Source organism: Faecalibacterium sp. 9 (genome assembly GCF_048320955.1).
GTDB lineage: Bacteria > Bacillota > Clostridia > Oscillospirales > Ruminococcaceae > Faecalibacterium > Faecalibacterium wellingii.
This window is the reverse complement of the sequence record NZ_JBLWGB010000001.1, coordinates 934,705-949,184: the sequence shown is the minus strand read 5'-3', so window position 1 is coordinate 949,184 and position 14,480 is coordinate 934,705. Positions and strand designations below refer to the sequence as shown.

Genomic DNA, 14,480 nt, shown 5'->3' with positions numbered 1-14,480 from the left:
ATGGATTTTTTGAAAAAAGTGGGATTGAAATATTATTTACCCTGTTGTATAATAGGTTAAAATTCAATTTATAACCAACAAAGGAAGTACCGTATTATGATCGTGTCCACCAAAGGGCGCTATGCACTGCGCGTGATGATCGACCTTGCCGAACATCAGTCTGAAAAATATGTTCCCCTCAAAGAAGTCGCCGCCCGTCAGGAGATCTCGGAGAAGTATCTGGAAAACATCCTCAAGGTGCTGGTGCAGAACGGCTTTTTGGAGGGCCTGCGCGGCAAGGGCGGCGGCTACCGCCTGACCCGCAGCCCGGACCAGTACACCGTAGGTGAGATTCTGATGCTGACCGAAGGAAGTCTGGCCCCGGTGTCCTGTCTGACCCCCGGTGCGGCCTCCTGCTCCCGCATGGCCAGCTGCCGCACCTATGAAATGTGGAAGGGCCTGAACGACCTGATCTCCAACTACTTCGGCAATATCACTCTGGCCGATCTGGCCCTGCCCGATCAGGCCGGGAACGATTATGTGATCTGAGAAAGCTCTGCCATCGGCGCACCGTTTCTGCGGTGCGCCTTTTTTTGCACAGTTCTGGGAAAAATGTGCAATTTTTCTTATCCAGAATCACGGTTGATGGTTTGGAACTCCTGCGGTATACTTTACTTTCGATGTGACTTTTTACACTTTTACCCGAGGAAGGAGAGTTTTGCTACGAAATACATTTTTCAGTTTGCACGCATTCTTGCGTTTTGCTTTTTAGGTGAGATCCTTCACTGTGTGCTGCCCCTGCCGGTGCCGGCCAGCGTGTACGGGCTGGTGCTTTTGCTGCTGGCTTTGAACTTCCGGCTGATCAAGCTGGAGGACGTAAAAGAGGTGGGCACCTACCTCACCGGCATCTTCCCGCTGCTGTTCGTGCCCGCTGCCGCCGGTGTGATGGAGCTGTGGGCAGAAATGGGCGAAATGCTGCTGCCCATCCTTATTGCCATCATCCCGGTGACGGTGCTGGTGATGGTAAGCGCAGGCAAGACCACGCAGGCCCTGAGCGGCCGCAAAAACAAGGAGGCCGACAATGACGCAGCTGCTGAATGATTTTCTGTCCGGCTCTGCCGCATGGGGCGTACTGCTCACGCTGGCCGCTTTTGCGCTGGGCGCCCTCATCAATAAGCTGACCGGCAAGGCCATCTTCAACCCGCTGCTGCTGGGCAGCATTTTTGTCATCGTGTTTCTTTCGGTGTGCAAGATCCCCTATGCGGACTATAAGATCAGCGCAGCACCGGTGAATTACCTGCTGCTGCCCGCCACGGTGGCGCTGGCCATCCCGCTGTATGAGAAGATCGACCTGCTGAAAGAGAATGCCGCAGCCATCATTGCGGGCATTTCGGTGGGCACGCTGGTGAGCCTTGGCAGCGCGCTGGCACTGGCACTGGCGCTGGACCTGACCCGTGAGCAGTATGCCACCCTGCTGCCCAAGTCCGTGACCACCGCCATCAGCATGGACGTGGCCGCAGAGCTGGGCGGCATTGCGGCGCTGACCGGTGCCATCGTGATCGTCACCGGCATCGTGGGTGCCCTGCTGGCCGAGACCGTGTGCAAGCTGTTCCATATCACCGACCCCATTGCCAAGGGTGTGGGCATCGGCACTGCGGCCCATGCCGTGGGCACCAGCAAGGCCCTGCAGATGGGCGAGGTGGAAGGTGCTATGAGCGGCCTTTCCATTGCCGTGGCCGGTGTGCTGACCGCCGTGCTCTGCCCGGTGTTCGTAAATCTGATCAATTAAACGATTTAAAATGGCCGCCGCATTCGCTCTGCAACAGCGACGACCGCTGCCAGCGGCAGAAACAGGAAGGAGCTGTTGGGGCCGCGGCCTGCAAGATGCGAGTGCCGTCCAAGGCACGAGGCAGCTGCAGGGAGCCGCGACCCGAATACATCAGCGAAAAATTTTTTGATATTGCAGATCAGCCAGGCCTGCGGGCCTGGCTGATCTGCTTTTTCACGAAAGGGGCCGGAAAGGAAAACAGCATCTGCCTGCGCAGGCTCTCTGCCGGAGCCGCTGTGTGGAAGGAAGAAGCTGACATAAAATGGTCGCAAAGCAGAAGCCCCCGGCTGCAATTCGCAGCCGGGGGCTTCTGCTTCTCTATGAAAAGAGGTTCATCATGAGTTCTCGGAAATGGCTTATCAGAACTTGAACAGGTCCACGATGCGCTGCCACAGACGGGTGAAGATGTTGCCTTCCTTCACGGTCTCGGTCTCGGCTGCAGCAACGTCCACAGAGGCAGCCGTCTCGGCGGTCTTATAGACGAACTTGACGCTGCTCTCGGCATCATCCGGTGCACCGGCAAAGCTGGTGTAGTCGTTCAGGCGGTCGGTCATCTCGTCCAGCACGGTCTTCAGACCATGGAGCTGATCCTGATCCAGCGCGCCGGTCAGCTTGGAGATGCCTTCCTCGTTGAACTGGTTCAGACCGTCGTTCAGCCGGCCTGCGCCGTCATTCAACTGGCCTGCACCGGTGTTCAGGGTGTTCACGCCGTCATACAGGGTCTTGGTGCCTGCGGCCAGCTGTGCGCTGCCATCCTTTGCGGAGTGGGCACCGTCCGCAGCGGTCTGCACACCTGCGGTGTACTGGTTCACGCTGGAAACAAAGAACTGGATCTGAGAAAGGCTGGTCTTCAGGGCGCGGACATCGGCCATATCCTGACTGTTCTCCACCTGATACTTCAGCTCAGCCTTGGCGGTATTCTTGGCATCCTCGCTGGTCAGCAGCTGTACCAGACCGCACAGCATGGAGGGGTCGTAGTTCTGCATCAGCTTGAGGGCTGCTTCCAGATCGTGGTTCGTCTTGGTCGCGGACAGATACAGAGCCAGATCCAGCTGGCTGTCCTTGAAGCTGGGAGCCTGCTCCCACACGGTGCGCACGATCTTGCGGCGTCCGGCAGCGAGGGTCTTATCGTTCATGGTGAGGATGTTGTCGATCACAGCCTCGTAGTCCGACCACGTCATGTCCTCATCGATCAGGCCGCCTTCCTTCAGGGTCTTGTTGGCAGAAGCCAGCACACCGTCCGCCACCTGCTGGGCACCGGCATTCAGTGCTGCATTGTTGGCACTCAGGGTGTCCAGACCGTTGGTCAGCTGGCCAAGGCCGTCGTCCAGAGCGGCAGCGCCGTTGTTCAGGGTGTTGGCACCGTCCAGCAGGGCCAGAACACCGTTTGCCAGCTGAGAGGTGCCGTCCACCAGCTGGGAAGCGCCGTCCATGAGCTGGCTCATGGCGTCGTTCAGCTGGTTGATGCCGTCGGTCAGGTCGTTGATGCTGCTCAGGTCGAACACGTTGCTCGTGCCCAGAGCGGCCGTGCTGGTAGCACAGGCCACCATGACCTGCGGGCAGGTCAGCTCGGTGACATCTGCCTCAACGGTAACGGTATCCTGCAGATAGTCTTCGATGCTGTCCACCTCATCGGGCAGCAGGCCGGACAGGGAATCCTTCACGCCCGGCAGGGTGACAAAGGCGGCAACGCTGCTCTTGGCGGCGCTCTCGACCATGCCGTGTTCTGCGGTCACGTTGGAAGCATCCCCGCCCAGAATGACGCCCACAGCGGTGATCAGCGGGGTGACGATGGTGCGGTCCTTGCCGTTCACGTTCACGGTGCCGGTCTCATTGTTCTTCAGGGCAACGGTCACGGTCAGATGGCCGCTCTTACCGATGAGGTCTTCCAGCGCAGCTTCCTGCCCGTCCAGAGCGTAGGTCACCTTCACATCGATGGGCAGGGCCTTGTCGGTATTGCCCTTGTAGTAAACATCGGTGTCCTCGGTGTTCCAGACCAGCTCTTCGCCGTTCTGGGTGAACTCGGCATCGCTCTCGGTGTTCTGGATGTCGGTCAAGGTGGTCTTGTCGGTGACGCCGGACAGGCCGGAGGCGCTGTACAGGTGCTCGCTGACGGTGGTGCTCTTGATGGAGCCGTCGCCGTTCATCACAGCATAGACGGTCTCGGATTTGGAAAAGCTGCTCTTACCAGCTGCAAATGCAGGCATGGCGCAGCCTGCGGCGAGTGTCAGAGCCAGCGCCGCACTGGCGAAACGAAGCGATTTTTTCATAACGCAATTACTCCTTTTCAGACTTCTTGGCGTTGGCGGATTCGGGTATCATCCACTTGAGGGTGGTGTGGCGGATGATCCAGTCGCACAGCATCAGGGCTGCGGGCAGCACCACCAGAATGACCACCATGCTGATCAGTGCGCCGCGGGAGATCAGCAGGCAGATGCTCTTCAGCAGCTCCATCTTACTGATGGCAGCCACACCGACGGTGGCGGCAAAGAAGGTCAGGCCGCTGGTCAGGATGGACTGGCTGCAGTGCTCCAGCGACTGCTGGGCGGCTTCCTTCGGGGTGCGGCCAAAGGCGCGCTCCTCGTGGTAACGGGTGGTCATCAGGATGGAGTAGTCCACGGTAGCACCCAGCTGGATGGTGCCGATGACGATGCTGGCGATGAAGGGCAGCTGCGTACCGGTGAAGTACGGGATGCCCATGTTGATGGCGATGGCGGCTTCAATGCTGGCCACCAGCAGCGCCGGGATGGAAATGCTCTTGAAGGAAACGGCGATGATGACCAGAACGGCCATGATGGACCAGACGTTGACGTTCTTGAAGTCCACATCTGCCACTTCGATCAGGTCCTTGGTCATGGCACCCTCGCCGGTGATGACGCCCTCAGGGTCTACGTTCTTGATCAGGCCGATCATCTCGTCCAGCTGGTTGTTGATGGCATCCGTGCCGGTCTTATAGGAGCTGTTGGCCAAAATCAGCTTGTAGCCGCCGGACTGCAGGATCTCCATGATGCTGTCGGGCAGCAGCTCGGTCTGGAAGCCCGGGCCGGTGATGGAATCCAGACTCACGACCTGCGTAATGCCGTCCACGTCCTTGAGTTCATCGCACAGGTCGCTCACCTCGGTGGCGGTCAGGTCGTCATGCACCAGAATGAAGTGGCTGGTGGTCATGCCGAAGTCCTCGCCCAGCTTGTTGGTGCCCACGATGCCGGTCAGGTCCTGCGGCAGGGAGTCAAACAGGGTGTAGTACACCTCGGTCTTGTTCTGCGCGATGGCAAAGGGGATGAGGAAGAGGATAAAGACGACCACGATGGGCACCGAGTGGTTGGAAACAAAGTAGCTGAGCTTTTTCAGCTTGGGGATCACGGTGCGGTGCTTGTACTTTTCCACCCATTTATCAAAGGTAAGGATCAGGGAGGGCAGGATGACCACGGTGCAGATAACGCCGAGGGCAACGCCCTTTGCCATGACAAGGCCGATATCGCGGCCCAGCGTCAGACGCATGGCACACAGTGCAAGGAAGCCTGCAATGGTGGTCAGGCTGGAAGCGGAGATGGAAGTCATGGTCTTGCAGATGGCGCTGGTCATAGCCTCCTCGTTAGAGGAGCGCAGCTCCTTCTCTTCCTGATAGCGGTGCAGCAGGAAGATGGAGAAGTCCATCGTGACGCCCAGCTGCAGCACGGTGGCCAGTGCTTCGGTGATGTAGCTGATCTGGCCCAGAAAGATGTTGGTACCGAAGTTGTACGCAATGGGGAACAAAAGGCCCAGCATGAACAGCAGCGGGGTGATGGTGCTTTCCAGCGAAAGGAACAGCACCAGCAGGCTGGCACCCACGGCGATCAGGATGTACATGGGCATTTCCTGATTGACCAGTGCCTTGGTGTCCTGCAGGATGACGCTCATACCGCCGAAGAAGCAGTCCTTGCGCAGCAGCTTTTCGATCTGAGCGACGGCTTCCATGGTCTCGTTGCTGGCGCTGGGAGCGTCAAAGCGGACGATCAGCATGGTGGAATCGTTCTTGCCGAACATGAACTGCTGCACGTCAGCGGGCAGCATCTCGGTGGGAATGCTGGGGTCGATCACATCGCTGAGCCAGAAGGTCTGGGTGACGCCGGGAACGGCTTCAATATCCTTCTTCATGGCGATGAGCTCGTTTGTGGGCAGGCCCTCTACCGTGATCATACCGGTGGAGGCCAGATGGAAATCGTCCTCAAGGGCTACCTCGCCGATCATGGAATCCAGATCCTGCGGCAGGTAGGTGAGGATGTCATAGTTGATGCGGGTGGCGATCGCGCCGATCGCGGAAGGGATCAACAGCAGGAATGCTACTGTTAAGATCAGCTTGCGCAACCGCACGATGCCCTGTGCGATCTTTTTCATGAGAACCCTCCATAGAAAGTGGTTTGGTTAAAAAATCTTAGTAAAATGACTCTCGGTCATTTCTAAGCAAAATCTATTATAATCATGACGGACCGGGTGTCAAGAACAAAAAATGACCAGAGGTCAGTTTTCTTATCAACTGCCTGAAATTGTATAAGAATTGGCCCTTGCGCTATCCTGCCCGGACTGCTAAAATATTGATACAGCACGAACGAGCGAGAGAAAACAAGAGGAAAAGAGGAATCGTCAGGGACTATGGGTACCGTGGAGGGCAAAAAGCAGGAGAAGCGCCGGGCGCTGCTGGAGGCAGCCTATGATCTGTTTCTGGAGCGAGGTGCCACAAAAACCAGCGTGGAGGACATCACCAGCCGGGCCAAGGTGGCCAAGGGCACCTTTTATCTGTATTTTCAGGATAAAGGTGCGGTGATGCAGGCGCTGCTGGGCCGGGTGAGCTACCAGCTGCTGAGCGACGCGTGCGAAGCGGTGGAAAAGCAGACAGAGCTCGAAAACTTCCCGGACAAGATGGTGGCGGTGATCGACCACATCATCGAGGCGCTGCGGAAGGATACGCTGGTGCTCAAGTTTCTGGAGCACAACTTCATATGGCCGGGGCTGGACCAGATCGAGGCCAGCCGCGAAGCCGAACCGCTGATGCGCAAGCTGCTGAACGTGGTGCTGACCAGCCCGGAAATGGCCGGCCGCACCGAGCGGGAGATCTACCAGCGCATCACGGCACTGGGCAGCATGTGCATGTCGGTGTGCTATTCCAGCGTGCTGGAGGGCAAGCCCGATGACATCGAGGCCATGAAGCCGGTGCTGTATGATATCGTCCGCAGGTCGCTGAAGGTGGAAAAATAAAAAATCACAGAAAAGTATTGCTTTTTTGTACAGGCTGTGGTAAACTATTCAAGTCGATATGACTTATGGACGGTTAGCTCAGCTGGTAGAGCATCTGCTTGACGTGCAGGAGGTCACAGGTTCGAGTCCTGTACCGTCCACCATACAGTTCGTACTCGAACCCGATTCTTTACGAAAAAGGGTTCGGGTACGTTTTTTGTTTGCAAGAGGTTCTGAGGAAGGACTACTCGGAACGGTAAACGAGCAAAGGCAGGGTATCACTATGATAGTGGTATCCTGCCTTTTGCTTTGCGGAATCAAGTTCGCTTTGTGCGAACTTGGTTGTCACCCTATATGACGCATTGGGGCAATCGCTGTGTACGTGCGTACCGGGAGAGCGTGTACACCTCTGGCAAGGTGTAACACACTAGACTTTGTTCCAAAGTCCGTGTGCTAAGGGGTCAAGCCCCTTAGAATCCCTGCGGATCGTGTACGCACGTACGCAGAAAAATGGCAAAATTTCACTATATCGGGGTGTTCTTTCATGGTGGAGTGTGGTATACTCGGCTTAGCCCAGTAAATCGGAAGTTATGGAGGTACTTTATGAACGAGAGAGAAAAAATTATCCGATTATGGTTTGATATGTGGATTAAGAAAGCAGATTTAGGAATTGACAATATTTTTACAGATGATGTTGTATATACTGAGAGTTGGAGTCCTAAATATGAAAACCGCAAAACGGTAAAGCACTGGTTTGACGAATGGAATACACGCGGAAGTGTTCTTGTCTGGGAGATTAAGCAATTTTTTCATCAAGGCAATCAAACAATCGTGGAGTGGTATTTTAAAAGCAAAATGAATAATGGAAATGTTGAAGAATTTGACGGAATATCTTTAATTGTATGGACACAGGATAACAAAATAAAATCATTAAAAGAGTTTGGTTGCAATCTTCATAATTACAATCCATATCGAGATAGTGATATTCCCGTATTTCGAGAAGAAAAAGCAAATTGGTTTTGAGAGGACTATAAATTCCAGTTTGCCGTACTCGTTCCAGCAGGGTTTGGGGCAGGCACGCCCCAACAAGAAGCTGTCCCAAAGTGGCAAGAATTTTCAAGAATTGAAAATTTGTGGCCACGGGACGATTCTTGCTCTCCCCTTTTTCGCTGCGTTTCGCAATTTTCACATTTCAATCTGCTCGCAGATTGTTGACAAGCTGCGCTTGACCCGATACTATAAAGGCAAGTCGAATACGCGCCAAGGAGGTGCAACCATGACCGCCGTGATCTACGCCCGCTATTCATCCGACAGCCAGCGTGAAGCGTCCATTGAGGGACAGCTGCGCGACTGCAAGGACTACGCCGAGAAGAACGGCATCACCGTGGTCGGCACCTACATTGACCGTGCCTACTCTGCCAAAACGGATGACCGCCCGGACTTCCAGCGGATGATAAAGGACAGCGCAAAGAAAATTTTCGATGTGGTTCTGGTCTGGAAGCTGGACCGCTTTGCCCGGAATCGGTTCGATGCCGTGAACTACAAGTACCAGCTGGAAAAGAACGGTGTCCATCTGGTGTCTGCCATGGAACCCATCTCGCAGGGGCCTGAAGGCATTATGGTGGAGAGTATGCTTATTGGCATGGCGGAATACTATTCCGCCGAACTCGCCCTGAAAGTGGCGCGCGGTGAGCGCGAAAACGCCCTCCAGTGCAAGTACAACGGCGGTGTGGTGCCGCTGGGCTTCACCATCGGCAAGGAGGACAGGCTGTACCATATCGACCCGGAAACGGCTCCCATCGTGCAGGAGATCTTCACCCGGTACGCCGACGGCGAACCGGCTGAGAAGATTGCAGCATCCCTGAATGAGCGCGGCCTGCGTACCCGCACCGGGAAGCCGTTCGTAAAGAACAGCTTCTTCCAGATCTTCCGCAACCGCCGCTACATCGGCGAATACCGCTACAAGGACATTGTGACGCCGGGCGGCATTCCGGCCATTGTTGACAAGGATTTGTTCGACCGGGTGCAGCAGCGTTTCGAGCAGAACAGGATCACCCACGGTCGGCCTGCAAAAGAGGATGTGAGCTATCTGCTGACCACTAAGCTGTTCTGTGGCAAGTGCGGCACCCTGATGGGCGGCGAAAGCGGCACCAGCCACATGGGGAACACCTACTATTATTACAAGTGCGGCAACGCCAAACGCCACGGCAAGGCGCACTGCGACCTGAAAGCCATCCGCAAGGAGCCGCTGGAACGGTTCGTGGTAGATACCGCCATTAAGGTGATTTTCAGCGATGAAATCATCGAACGGCTGATAGATTTGGTCATGGATGCCCAGCAGAAGGAGAACACCCGGCTGCCTGTCCTGAAAGAGCAGCTCCGGGACACGGAGAAGCGGCTGGCAAACCTTCTGGAAGCCATTGAACAGGGCGTCCTGACCCCGACCACCAAGCAGCGGTTGGACGAGCTGGAAGCCCGGAAAGAAGCCCTGAACACCAGCATTCTGGAAGAAGAGCTGAAAAAGCCCGTCCTGACCCGCGAGTGGATGCGGTTCTGGTTTGAAAAATTCCGCAAGGGTGACATGAGAGACATGGAGCACCAGCGGCAGATCATTGATACCTTTGTCAACTCGGTCTACGTCTTTGACGACCGGGTCGTGCTCAATTTCAACTTCACGGACGATTCCAAAACCATCTCCCGTGAAGAGGTGTTGGGTTCGAGTGCTGTGGAGAATGCTCCACCAAAACAAGAGCCTCTGACTTTGGTCAGGGGCTTTTTTGTTGCTTCATCCACTAACCCACGTCGGAGCCGGACGGTACAGGACTCGAACAGCACGGCCACGCCGCAGGCGGGGCAACAAACACCCCACTGGGGTGTTTGTTAGTGCGCGGTTCCCAATGCGTAGGAATGTCTACCGGGATGACTGCCGTTTTGTGGTGGACGGTACAGGACGAGAACCGGGACAAGCAAAGGCAGGGTATCACCATGAGGGCGATATCCTGCCTTTTGATATTCTTAACAAGGCGTGGTATACTCGGCTCAGTTCAACAAATCGGAACATACAAACTCTTGACAGTAAAGCTCCTATATAGTATTATTAAAAAACTACTATATAGGAGCTTTTGTATGAAAACAAATGGCGGATTTCTTGTCACCAAAATAAAACAGCTTGGAGACCGGATTTTCGAGAAGATTCTCAGTGAAAAGAATATTGATGCGTTTAATGGAGCCCAAGGGCGTATTCTTTATGTGCTGTGGCAGAAGGATGGTATTTCAATCCGGTCACTCTCGACTAAATGCGGATTAGCGATAACATCTCTTACTACGATGCTGGAAAGAATGGAAAATCAAGGGCTGATAAGCCGTGTTCAGTCTGAAACGGACAAAAGGAAAACGCTCCTGTTTCTGACTGAGAAAGCACATGCCTTAAAGGGCGAGTACGATTCTGTATCTGATGAGATGGGCAGTATTTACTACAAAGGTTTTACAGAGGAAGAAATTACCCGGTTTGAGGAATGCCTCGACCGCATCAGAAAGAATCTTGAAGAGTGGCAGAAGTCATGAGTATTTGTATCAAAGATCAGATTCAGAACATGAATATCGTCATTGGCTGCACAGTGGGGTGTACATATTGCTATGCCCGCAACAACGTGAAACGTTGGCATATGATTGATGATTTCGCTGACCCTGAATTCTTTCCGAGTAAGCTCAAGATGATGGAAAAGAAACGTCCGCAGAACTTTCTTCTTACCGGCATGAGCGATCTCTCTGGATGGAAGCCGGAATGGAGAGACGAGGTATTTGCAAAGATCCGTGAAAATCCACAGCATCAGTTTCTGTTTCTGACCAAGCGCCCCGATCTGCTGGATTTTGATACCGATCTGGAAAACGCATGGTTTGGCGTTACGGTGACGAGGAAAGCAGAACTGTGGCGTATTGATGCCCTTCGGAAAAACATCAGAGCAAAACATTACCATGTTACCTTTGAACCGTTATTCGACGATCCCGGCACAGTTGACCTTTCCGGAATCAATTGGATCGTTGTCGGCACCATGACCGGGGCTCAGAGCAGAAAGATTCATACGGAGCCGGAATGGGCATGGTCTCTGACAGACCAGGCAGATAAGCTCGGCATTCCGGTGTTTATGAAGGAAGACCTTGTCCCTATCATAGGGGATGAAAATATAATTCAGGAAATGCCGGAAGAATTTAATAAAGTGTTAGAGGTACAGAAATCATGGAAGAAGTAATAAATGGAATCCTCATTCGTGAGGTGGAAACAAAGAACATCATGACTAAGTCTAGTCTGCCGGTAGGCGGTTACTCGGTCAATCCCTATGTGGGCTGTACACATGCCTGCAAGTATTGCTATGCTTCTTTTATGAAGCGCTTTACCGGGCACAAGGAGGAATGGGGCACTTTCCTTGATGTGAAGCATTGGCCGAAAATTAAAAATCCGAAGAAATATGCCGGACAGCGGGTGGTCATCGGTTCTGTGACAGATGGCTACAATCCACAGGAGGAGCAATTCGGGAATACCAGAAAACTTCTGGAGCAGCTGATCGGCAGTGACGCAGATATTCTGATCTGCACAAAGTCGGATCTTGTGGTACGGGATATTGATCTGCTGAAGAAGCTCGGACGTGTAACCGTTTCATGGTCGATCAACACACTAGATGAAAATTTCAAGAACGATATGGACTCTGCTTCGAGCATTGAGCGGCGTATCGCTGCTATGAAGCAGGTATATGAAGCAGGTATCCGTACAGTCTGTTTTGTATCCCCGGTATTTCCCGGTATCACGGATTTTGAAGCAATCTTTGAGCGGGTAAAGGATCAGTGCGATCTGTTCTGGCTCGAAAATCTCAATCTTCGAGGCGGTTTCAAAAAGACAATTATGGATTATATCGCCGAAAAACATCCTGATCTTGTACCACTTTACGACGAGATCTATAACAAGCATAACCGCAGCTACTTTGAAGCACTTGAAGTAAAAGCTGCGGAAATGGCTAAGAAGTATGATTGTGCCTTTGTGGATAATGAAATGCCTTATGGCAGAGTCCCGCAGGGACATCCGGTGATCGTGGATTATTTCTATCATGAGGAAATCCGAGGGACAGAGAATACCGGAAAAAGAAATCGCTAACTTCGCGTTTGTGGAGCGAAGCAGAACAATGAAAGCCCCAGTGGGGCTTTTAAGTGACAGAACGGTTTTGCGGCAGCAAGATGGAGGGGCCTCGCCCCGACAAGTTCAGGTTTGCCTTTCCTTGACAATGCACTGCCGCAAAAGTCCTCAGACGGTTGTCTGGGGATTTTTTATTTGTGGTGGATGGTACAGGATGGGAACCGCATCTGTTTTCCCCGCAAGGTTTTCCATTGCATTTCATAGAAAAGTGTGTTTCAATAAAAAGAGCCATACGGCGACCAGACGCAGTGAGAAGGTGGGTGCAGGATGTTCAAAATTGCGATCGTAGAGGATCAGGAAGAAACACGGGAAAGCCTGAACCGTTTCGTCCGGCAATATGCGCAGGAGCAGGGCCTGCAGGTGGAGATCAGTCTCATCACAGACGGTGCCGAGATCGCAGAGCACTATACGCCGGGATTCGACATCATTTTTATGGACGTGGAGATGCCACGGCTGGACGGTTTTGGAGCAGCCGAAGCCATCCGGGCCGTGGATGCGGATGTGGTGCTGGTCTTTGTGACCAACATGGCACAGTATGCCATCCGGGGCTACGAGGTGGATGCACTGGATTATGTGCTGAAGCCGGTGAACTATTACCAGTTCTGCACCAAGCTTTCCCGCGCCATCCAGCGGGTGCAGCGGCGCAGAGGCGGGCAGGTGGTGCTGCAGCTGGCGGGCGGCGGCATCCAGCTGCTGGACACCGCTGATATCTATTATCTGGAGACCCACAGCCGGATGCTGTACTACCACACCTCCAAAGGCGAGTTCGCGGCACGCGCCAGCCTGCAAAGTGCCGAAAAGCAGCTTGCCGAGTATCATTTTGTCCGCTGCAACCAATGCTATCTGGTCAATCTGGCCTACGTCAAGGGCATTGAAAACGACTTTGCCCTTGTGAAAAACGACCGGCTGGAGATCAGCCGGAGGCAGCGGACGGCCTTTCTTACCGCAGTAGCGTCCTACATGGGAGGTGTGCTGTGACCACATCGCTGCTGAACAGCCTGCTCCGGGCGCTGCTGCGCTGGGGCGCGGCGCTGGTTTTTTGCCTACCTTTGCGGCATCGGCCCCATTTCTGGGCCCGCGCCTGCGGGATGCTGCTCCCACTGCTTTTGTTGGCGCAGCTGCTGGACCCGCTGGCACAGTCCACAACACTGTGGCAGCAGCAGCTCCTGCTGCTGGTACTTTACGTTTCCTTTTTTGCGCTGCTGGGCTGGATGATCTATCTGTGTACGGATATCAATAAAAAAGGTGCCCTGTACTGCGCAGTATGGAGCCTGCTCATCGCGCAGTGCGCTTACGAGAGCTGGTGCTTTCTGGAGCTGCAGTTTACCCGGTATGGACACCCGCTGAACATGGCTTCCCCCTGGGCGGTTCTGGTGCAGCTGCTGTCCGGGGCGGTATTTTTTGCGGCGGTGTACATCCTGCTGGCGCGGCAGCTTCCTTATAAAGGAGAATACCACATCGGGCCCCAGCAGCTGTTCAGTGCGTTCTTCATTGGCATCCTGTTCATGGTGCAGGCCGCCGTGCTGGACAATGCCCGCGCCGAACATACTCCGCTGAGCCTTACCGTTACCATTCTGATCGGGCAGTTCTATTTTATCACCCTGCTGTATTTTCAGAGTGAGCTGTTCAAGAAGTCTGCCATGGAAAAAGAGATGAATGAACTGAACCTGCTGTACGAGCGGCAGCGCCAGCAGTATCAGGTGGCCCGGCAGAACGTGCAGATCATCAACAAGCGCTGCCATGAGCTGAAGGTGCAGATTGCCAATCTCCGCAAGCTGTCGCCCGAAGCGGTACCGCCGGAGTGCATTGATGAGGCCGAGCGCGCGGCCCGCCTGTATGACGCGAACCGCAACACCGGCAACGAGGTGCTGGATGTGGTGCTGACCGAGAAGAGCCTGCTGTGCGAGTCCCGGGGCATCCAGCTGAATGCTGTGGCAAACGGCAGCTGTCTGGGCTTTTTTGAGGCGGGGGATCTGTACGCATTGTTTGCCAATGCGCTGGATCACGCCGTGGAAAGCGCCGTGCAGGCCTCCCGGCCGGAGTGCCGGGTCATCGATCTGCTGGTCTGTGTGCGGCAGGGTTTTGTGGTGGTGAACATCATCAGTCCGCTGCGCCCGCCGGAACAGCAGGCAAACCGCTCTGCACAATACGAGCTGAAGGTGATCCGTCGCATCGTGCAGAAGTACAAAGGCACTTTGACTCTGGAAGAACAGGGAGAGTTTTTTGCGGAAAAGATCATCTTTCCACTGCAAAAATAAGTTAAGAAAACGGCAG

13 protein-coding genes and 1 tRNA gene are annotated in these 14,480 nt (G+C 54.3%); 12 read left to right on the top strand and 2 right to left on the bottom strand.

The window, feature by feature from the left end:
- The first annotated feature begins 96 nt into the window (after positions 1–96).
- The 3 genes from ACKXF9_RS04475 (at position 97) to ACKXF9_RS04465 (ending at position 1,768) form a co-directional block, all read left to right on the top strand.
- Positions 97–528: an RrF2 family transcriptional regulator gene (locus tag ACKXF9_RS04475; RefSeq protein ID WP_418265426.1), complete on the top strand. Its 432-nt coding sequence runs from the start codon at positions 97–99 to the stop codon at positions 526–528.
- A gap of 240 nt (positions 529–768) precedes the next feature.
- Positions 769–1,080 carry a CidA/LrgA family protein gene (locus tag ACKXF9_RS04470; protein WP_418265425.1) on the top strand — a complete coding sequence of 104 codons (312 nt, stop codon included), beginning with the start codon at positions 769–771 and terminating at the stop codon, positions 1,078–1,080.
- Entirely contained in the window at positions 1,061–1,768 is a 708-nt protein-coding gene (locus ACKXF9_RS04465) for an LrgB family protein (protein WP_249237956.1), read from the top strand. Before ACKXF9_RS04470 ends, ACKXF9_RS04465 begins: the two co-directional genes overlap by 20 nt.
- Before the next feature lie 398 nt (positions 1,769–2,166).
- On the opposite strand, the gene ACKXF9_RS04460 is transcribed toward ACKXF9_RS04465, so the two are convergent.
- Positions 2,167–4,077, bottom strand: a complete 1,911-nt coding sequence (locus ACKXF9_RS04460) for a hypothetical protein (RefSeq protein WP_418265424.1) — start codon at positions 4,075–4,077, stop codon at positions 2,167–2,169.
- Between the two features lie 7 nt (positions 4,078–4,084).
- Complete coding sequence (locus tag ACKXF9_RS04455) at positions 4,085–6,184, bottom strand: efflux RND transporter permease subunit (RefSeq protein WP_418265423.1); 2,100 nt, start codon at positions 6,182–6,184, stop codon at positions 4,085–4,087.
- A gap of 255 nt (positions 6,185–6,439) precedes the next feature.
- Between ACKXF9_RS04455 and ACKXF9_RS04450 the strand changes: the two genes are divergently transcribed.
- From ACKXF9_RS04450 to ACKXF9_RS04410, 9 genes are all read left to right on the top strand, one after another.
- Entirely contained in the window at positions 6,440–7,042 is a 603-nt protein-coding gene (locus ACKXF9_RS04450) for a TetR/AcrR family transcriptional regulator (protein WP_418265422.1), read from the top strand.
- Positions 7,043–7,109: 67 nt separating this feature from the next.
- Positions 7,110–7,185: transfer RNA gene (locus ACKXF9_RS04445), tRNA-Val, on the top strand.
- Positions 7,186–7,624: 439 nt separating this feature from the next.
- Complete coding sequence (locus ACKXF9_RS04440; RefSeq protein WP_003864537.1) at positions 7,625–8,044, top strand: nuclear transport factor 2 family protein; 420 nt, start codon at positions 7,625–7,627, stop codon at positions 8,042–8,044.
- Positions 8,045–8,297: 253 nt separating this feature from the next.
- The gene (locus tag ACKXF9_RS04435; RefSeq protein ID WP_418265421.1) at positions 8,298–9,905 is read left to right on the top strand and encodes a recombinase family protein; all 1,608 of its coding nucleotides are present in this window, start codon (positions 8,298–8,300) and stop codon (positions 9,903–9,905) included.
- Between the two features lie 242 nt (positions 9,906–10,147).
- The gene (locus tag ACKXF9_RS04430; RefSeq protein ID WP_418265420.1) at positions 10,148–10,585 is read left to right on the top strand and encodes a radical SAM mobile pair system MarR family transcriptional regulator; all 438 of its coding nucleotides are present in this window, start codon (positions 10,148–10,150) and stop codon (positions 10,583–10,585) included.
- The gene (locus tag ACKXF9_RS04425; protein WP_418265866.1) at positions 10,582–11,271 is read left to right on the top strand and encodes a radical SAM mobile pair protein A; all 690 of its coding nucleotides are present in this window, start codon (positions 10,582–10,584) and stop codon (positions 11,269–11,271) included. Before ACKXF9_RS04430 ends, ACKXF9_RS04425 begins: the two co-directional genes overlap by 4 nt.
- Entirely contained in the window at positions 11,259–12,167 is a 909-nt protein-coding gene (locus tag ACKXF9_RS04420) for a radical SAM mobile pair protein B (RefSeq protein ID WP_418265419.1), read from the top strand. The genes ACKXF9_RS04425 and ACKXF9_RS04420 overlap by 13 nt, the downstream gene beginning before the upstream one ends.
- A gap of 306 nt (positions 12,168–12,473) precedes the next feature.
- Positions 12,474–13,184, top strand: a complete 711-nt coding sequence (locus ACKXF9_RS04415) for a LytR/AlgR family response regulator transcription factor (protein ID WP_005942793.1) — start codon at positions 12,474–12,476, stop codon at positions 13,182–13,184.
- On the top strand, positions 13,181–14,464 hold the full coding sequence (locus ACKXF9_RS04410; RefSeq protein WP_418265418.1) for a GHKL domain-containing protein: 1,284 nt from the start codon (positions 13,181–13,183) through the stop codon (positions 14,462–14,464). Before ACKXF9_RS04415 ends, ACKXF9_RS04410 begins: the two co-directional genes overlap by 4 nt.
- Positions 14,465–14,480 lie beyond the last annotated feature (16 nt).

Excerpts from the sequence above, each read along its gene's own strand:
- ACKXF9_RS04475 (WP_418265426.1), top strand. The coding sequence starts at position 97 with ATGATCGTGTCCACCAAAGGGCGCTATGCACTGCGCGTGATGATCGAC.
- ACKXF9_RS04465 (WP_249237956.1), top strand. The coding sequence starts at position 1,061 with ATGACGCAGCTGCTGAATGATTTTCTGTCCGGCTCTGCCGCATGGGGC.
- ACKXF9_RS04460 (WP_418265424.1), bottom strand. The coding sequence starts at position 4,077 with ATGAAAAAATCGCTTCGTTTCGCCAGTGCGGCGCTGGCTCTGACACTC.
- ACKXF9_RS04455 (WP_418265423.1), bottom strand. The coding sequence starts at position 6,184 with ATGAAAAAGATCGCACAGGGCATCGTGCGGTTGCGCAAGCTGATCTTA.
- ACKXF9_RS04450 (WP_418265422.1), top strand. The coding sequence starts at position 6,440 with ATGGGTACCGTGGAGGGCAAAAAGCAGGAGAAGCGCCGGGCGCTGCTG.
- ACKXF9_RS04440 (WP_003864537.1), top strand. The coding sequence starts at position 7,625 with ATGAACGAGAGAGAAAAAATTATCCGATTATGGTTTGATATGTGGATT.
- ACKXF9_RS04435 (WP_418265421.1), top strand. The coding sequence starts at position 8,298 with ATGACCGCCGTGATCTACGCCCGCTATTCATCCGACAGCCAGCGTGAA.
- ACKXF9_RS04430 (WP_418265420.1), top strand. The coding sequence starts at position 10,148 with ATGAAAACAAATGGCGGATTTCTTGTCACCAAAATAAAACAGCTTGGA.
- ACKXF9_RS04425 (WP_418265866.1), top strand. The coding sequence starts at position 10,582 with ATGAGTATTTGTATCAAAGATCAGATTCAGAACATGAATATCGTCATT.
- ACKXF9_RS04420 (WP_418265419.1), top strand. The coding sequence starts at position 11,259 with ATGGAAGAAGTAATAAATGGAATCCTCATTCGTGAGGTGGAAACAAAG.
- ACKXF9_RS04415 (WP_005942793.1), top strand. The coding sequence starts at position 12,474 with ATGTTCAAAATTGCGATCGTAGAGGATCAGGAAGAAACACGGGAAAGC.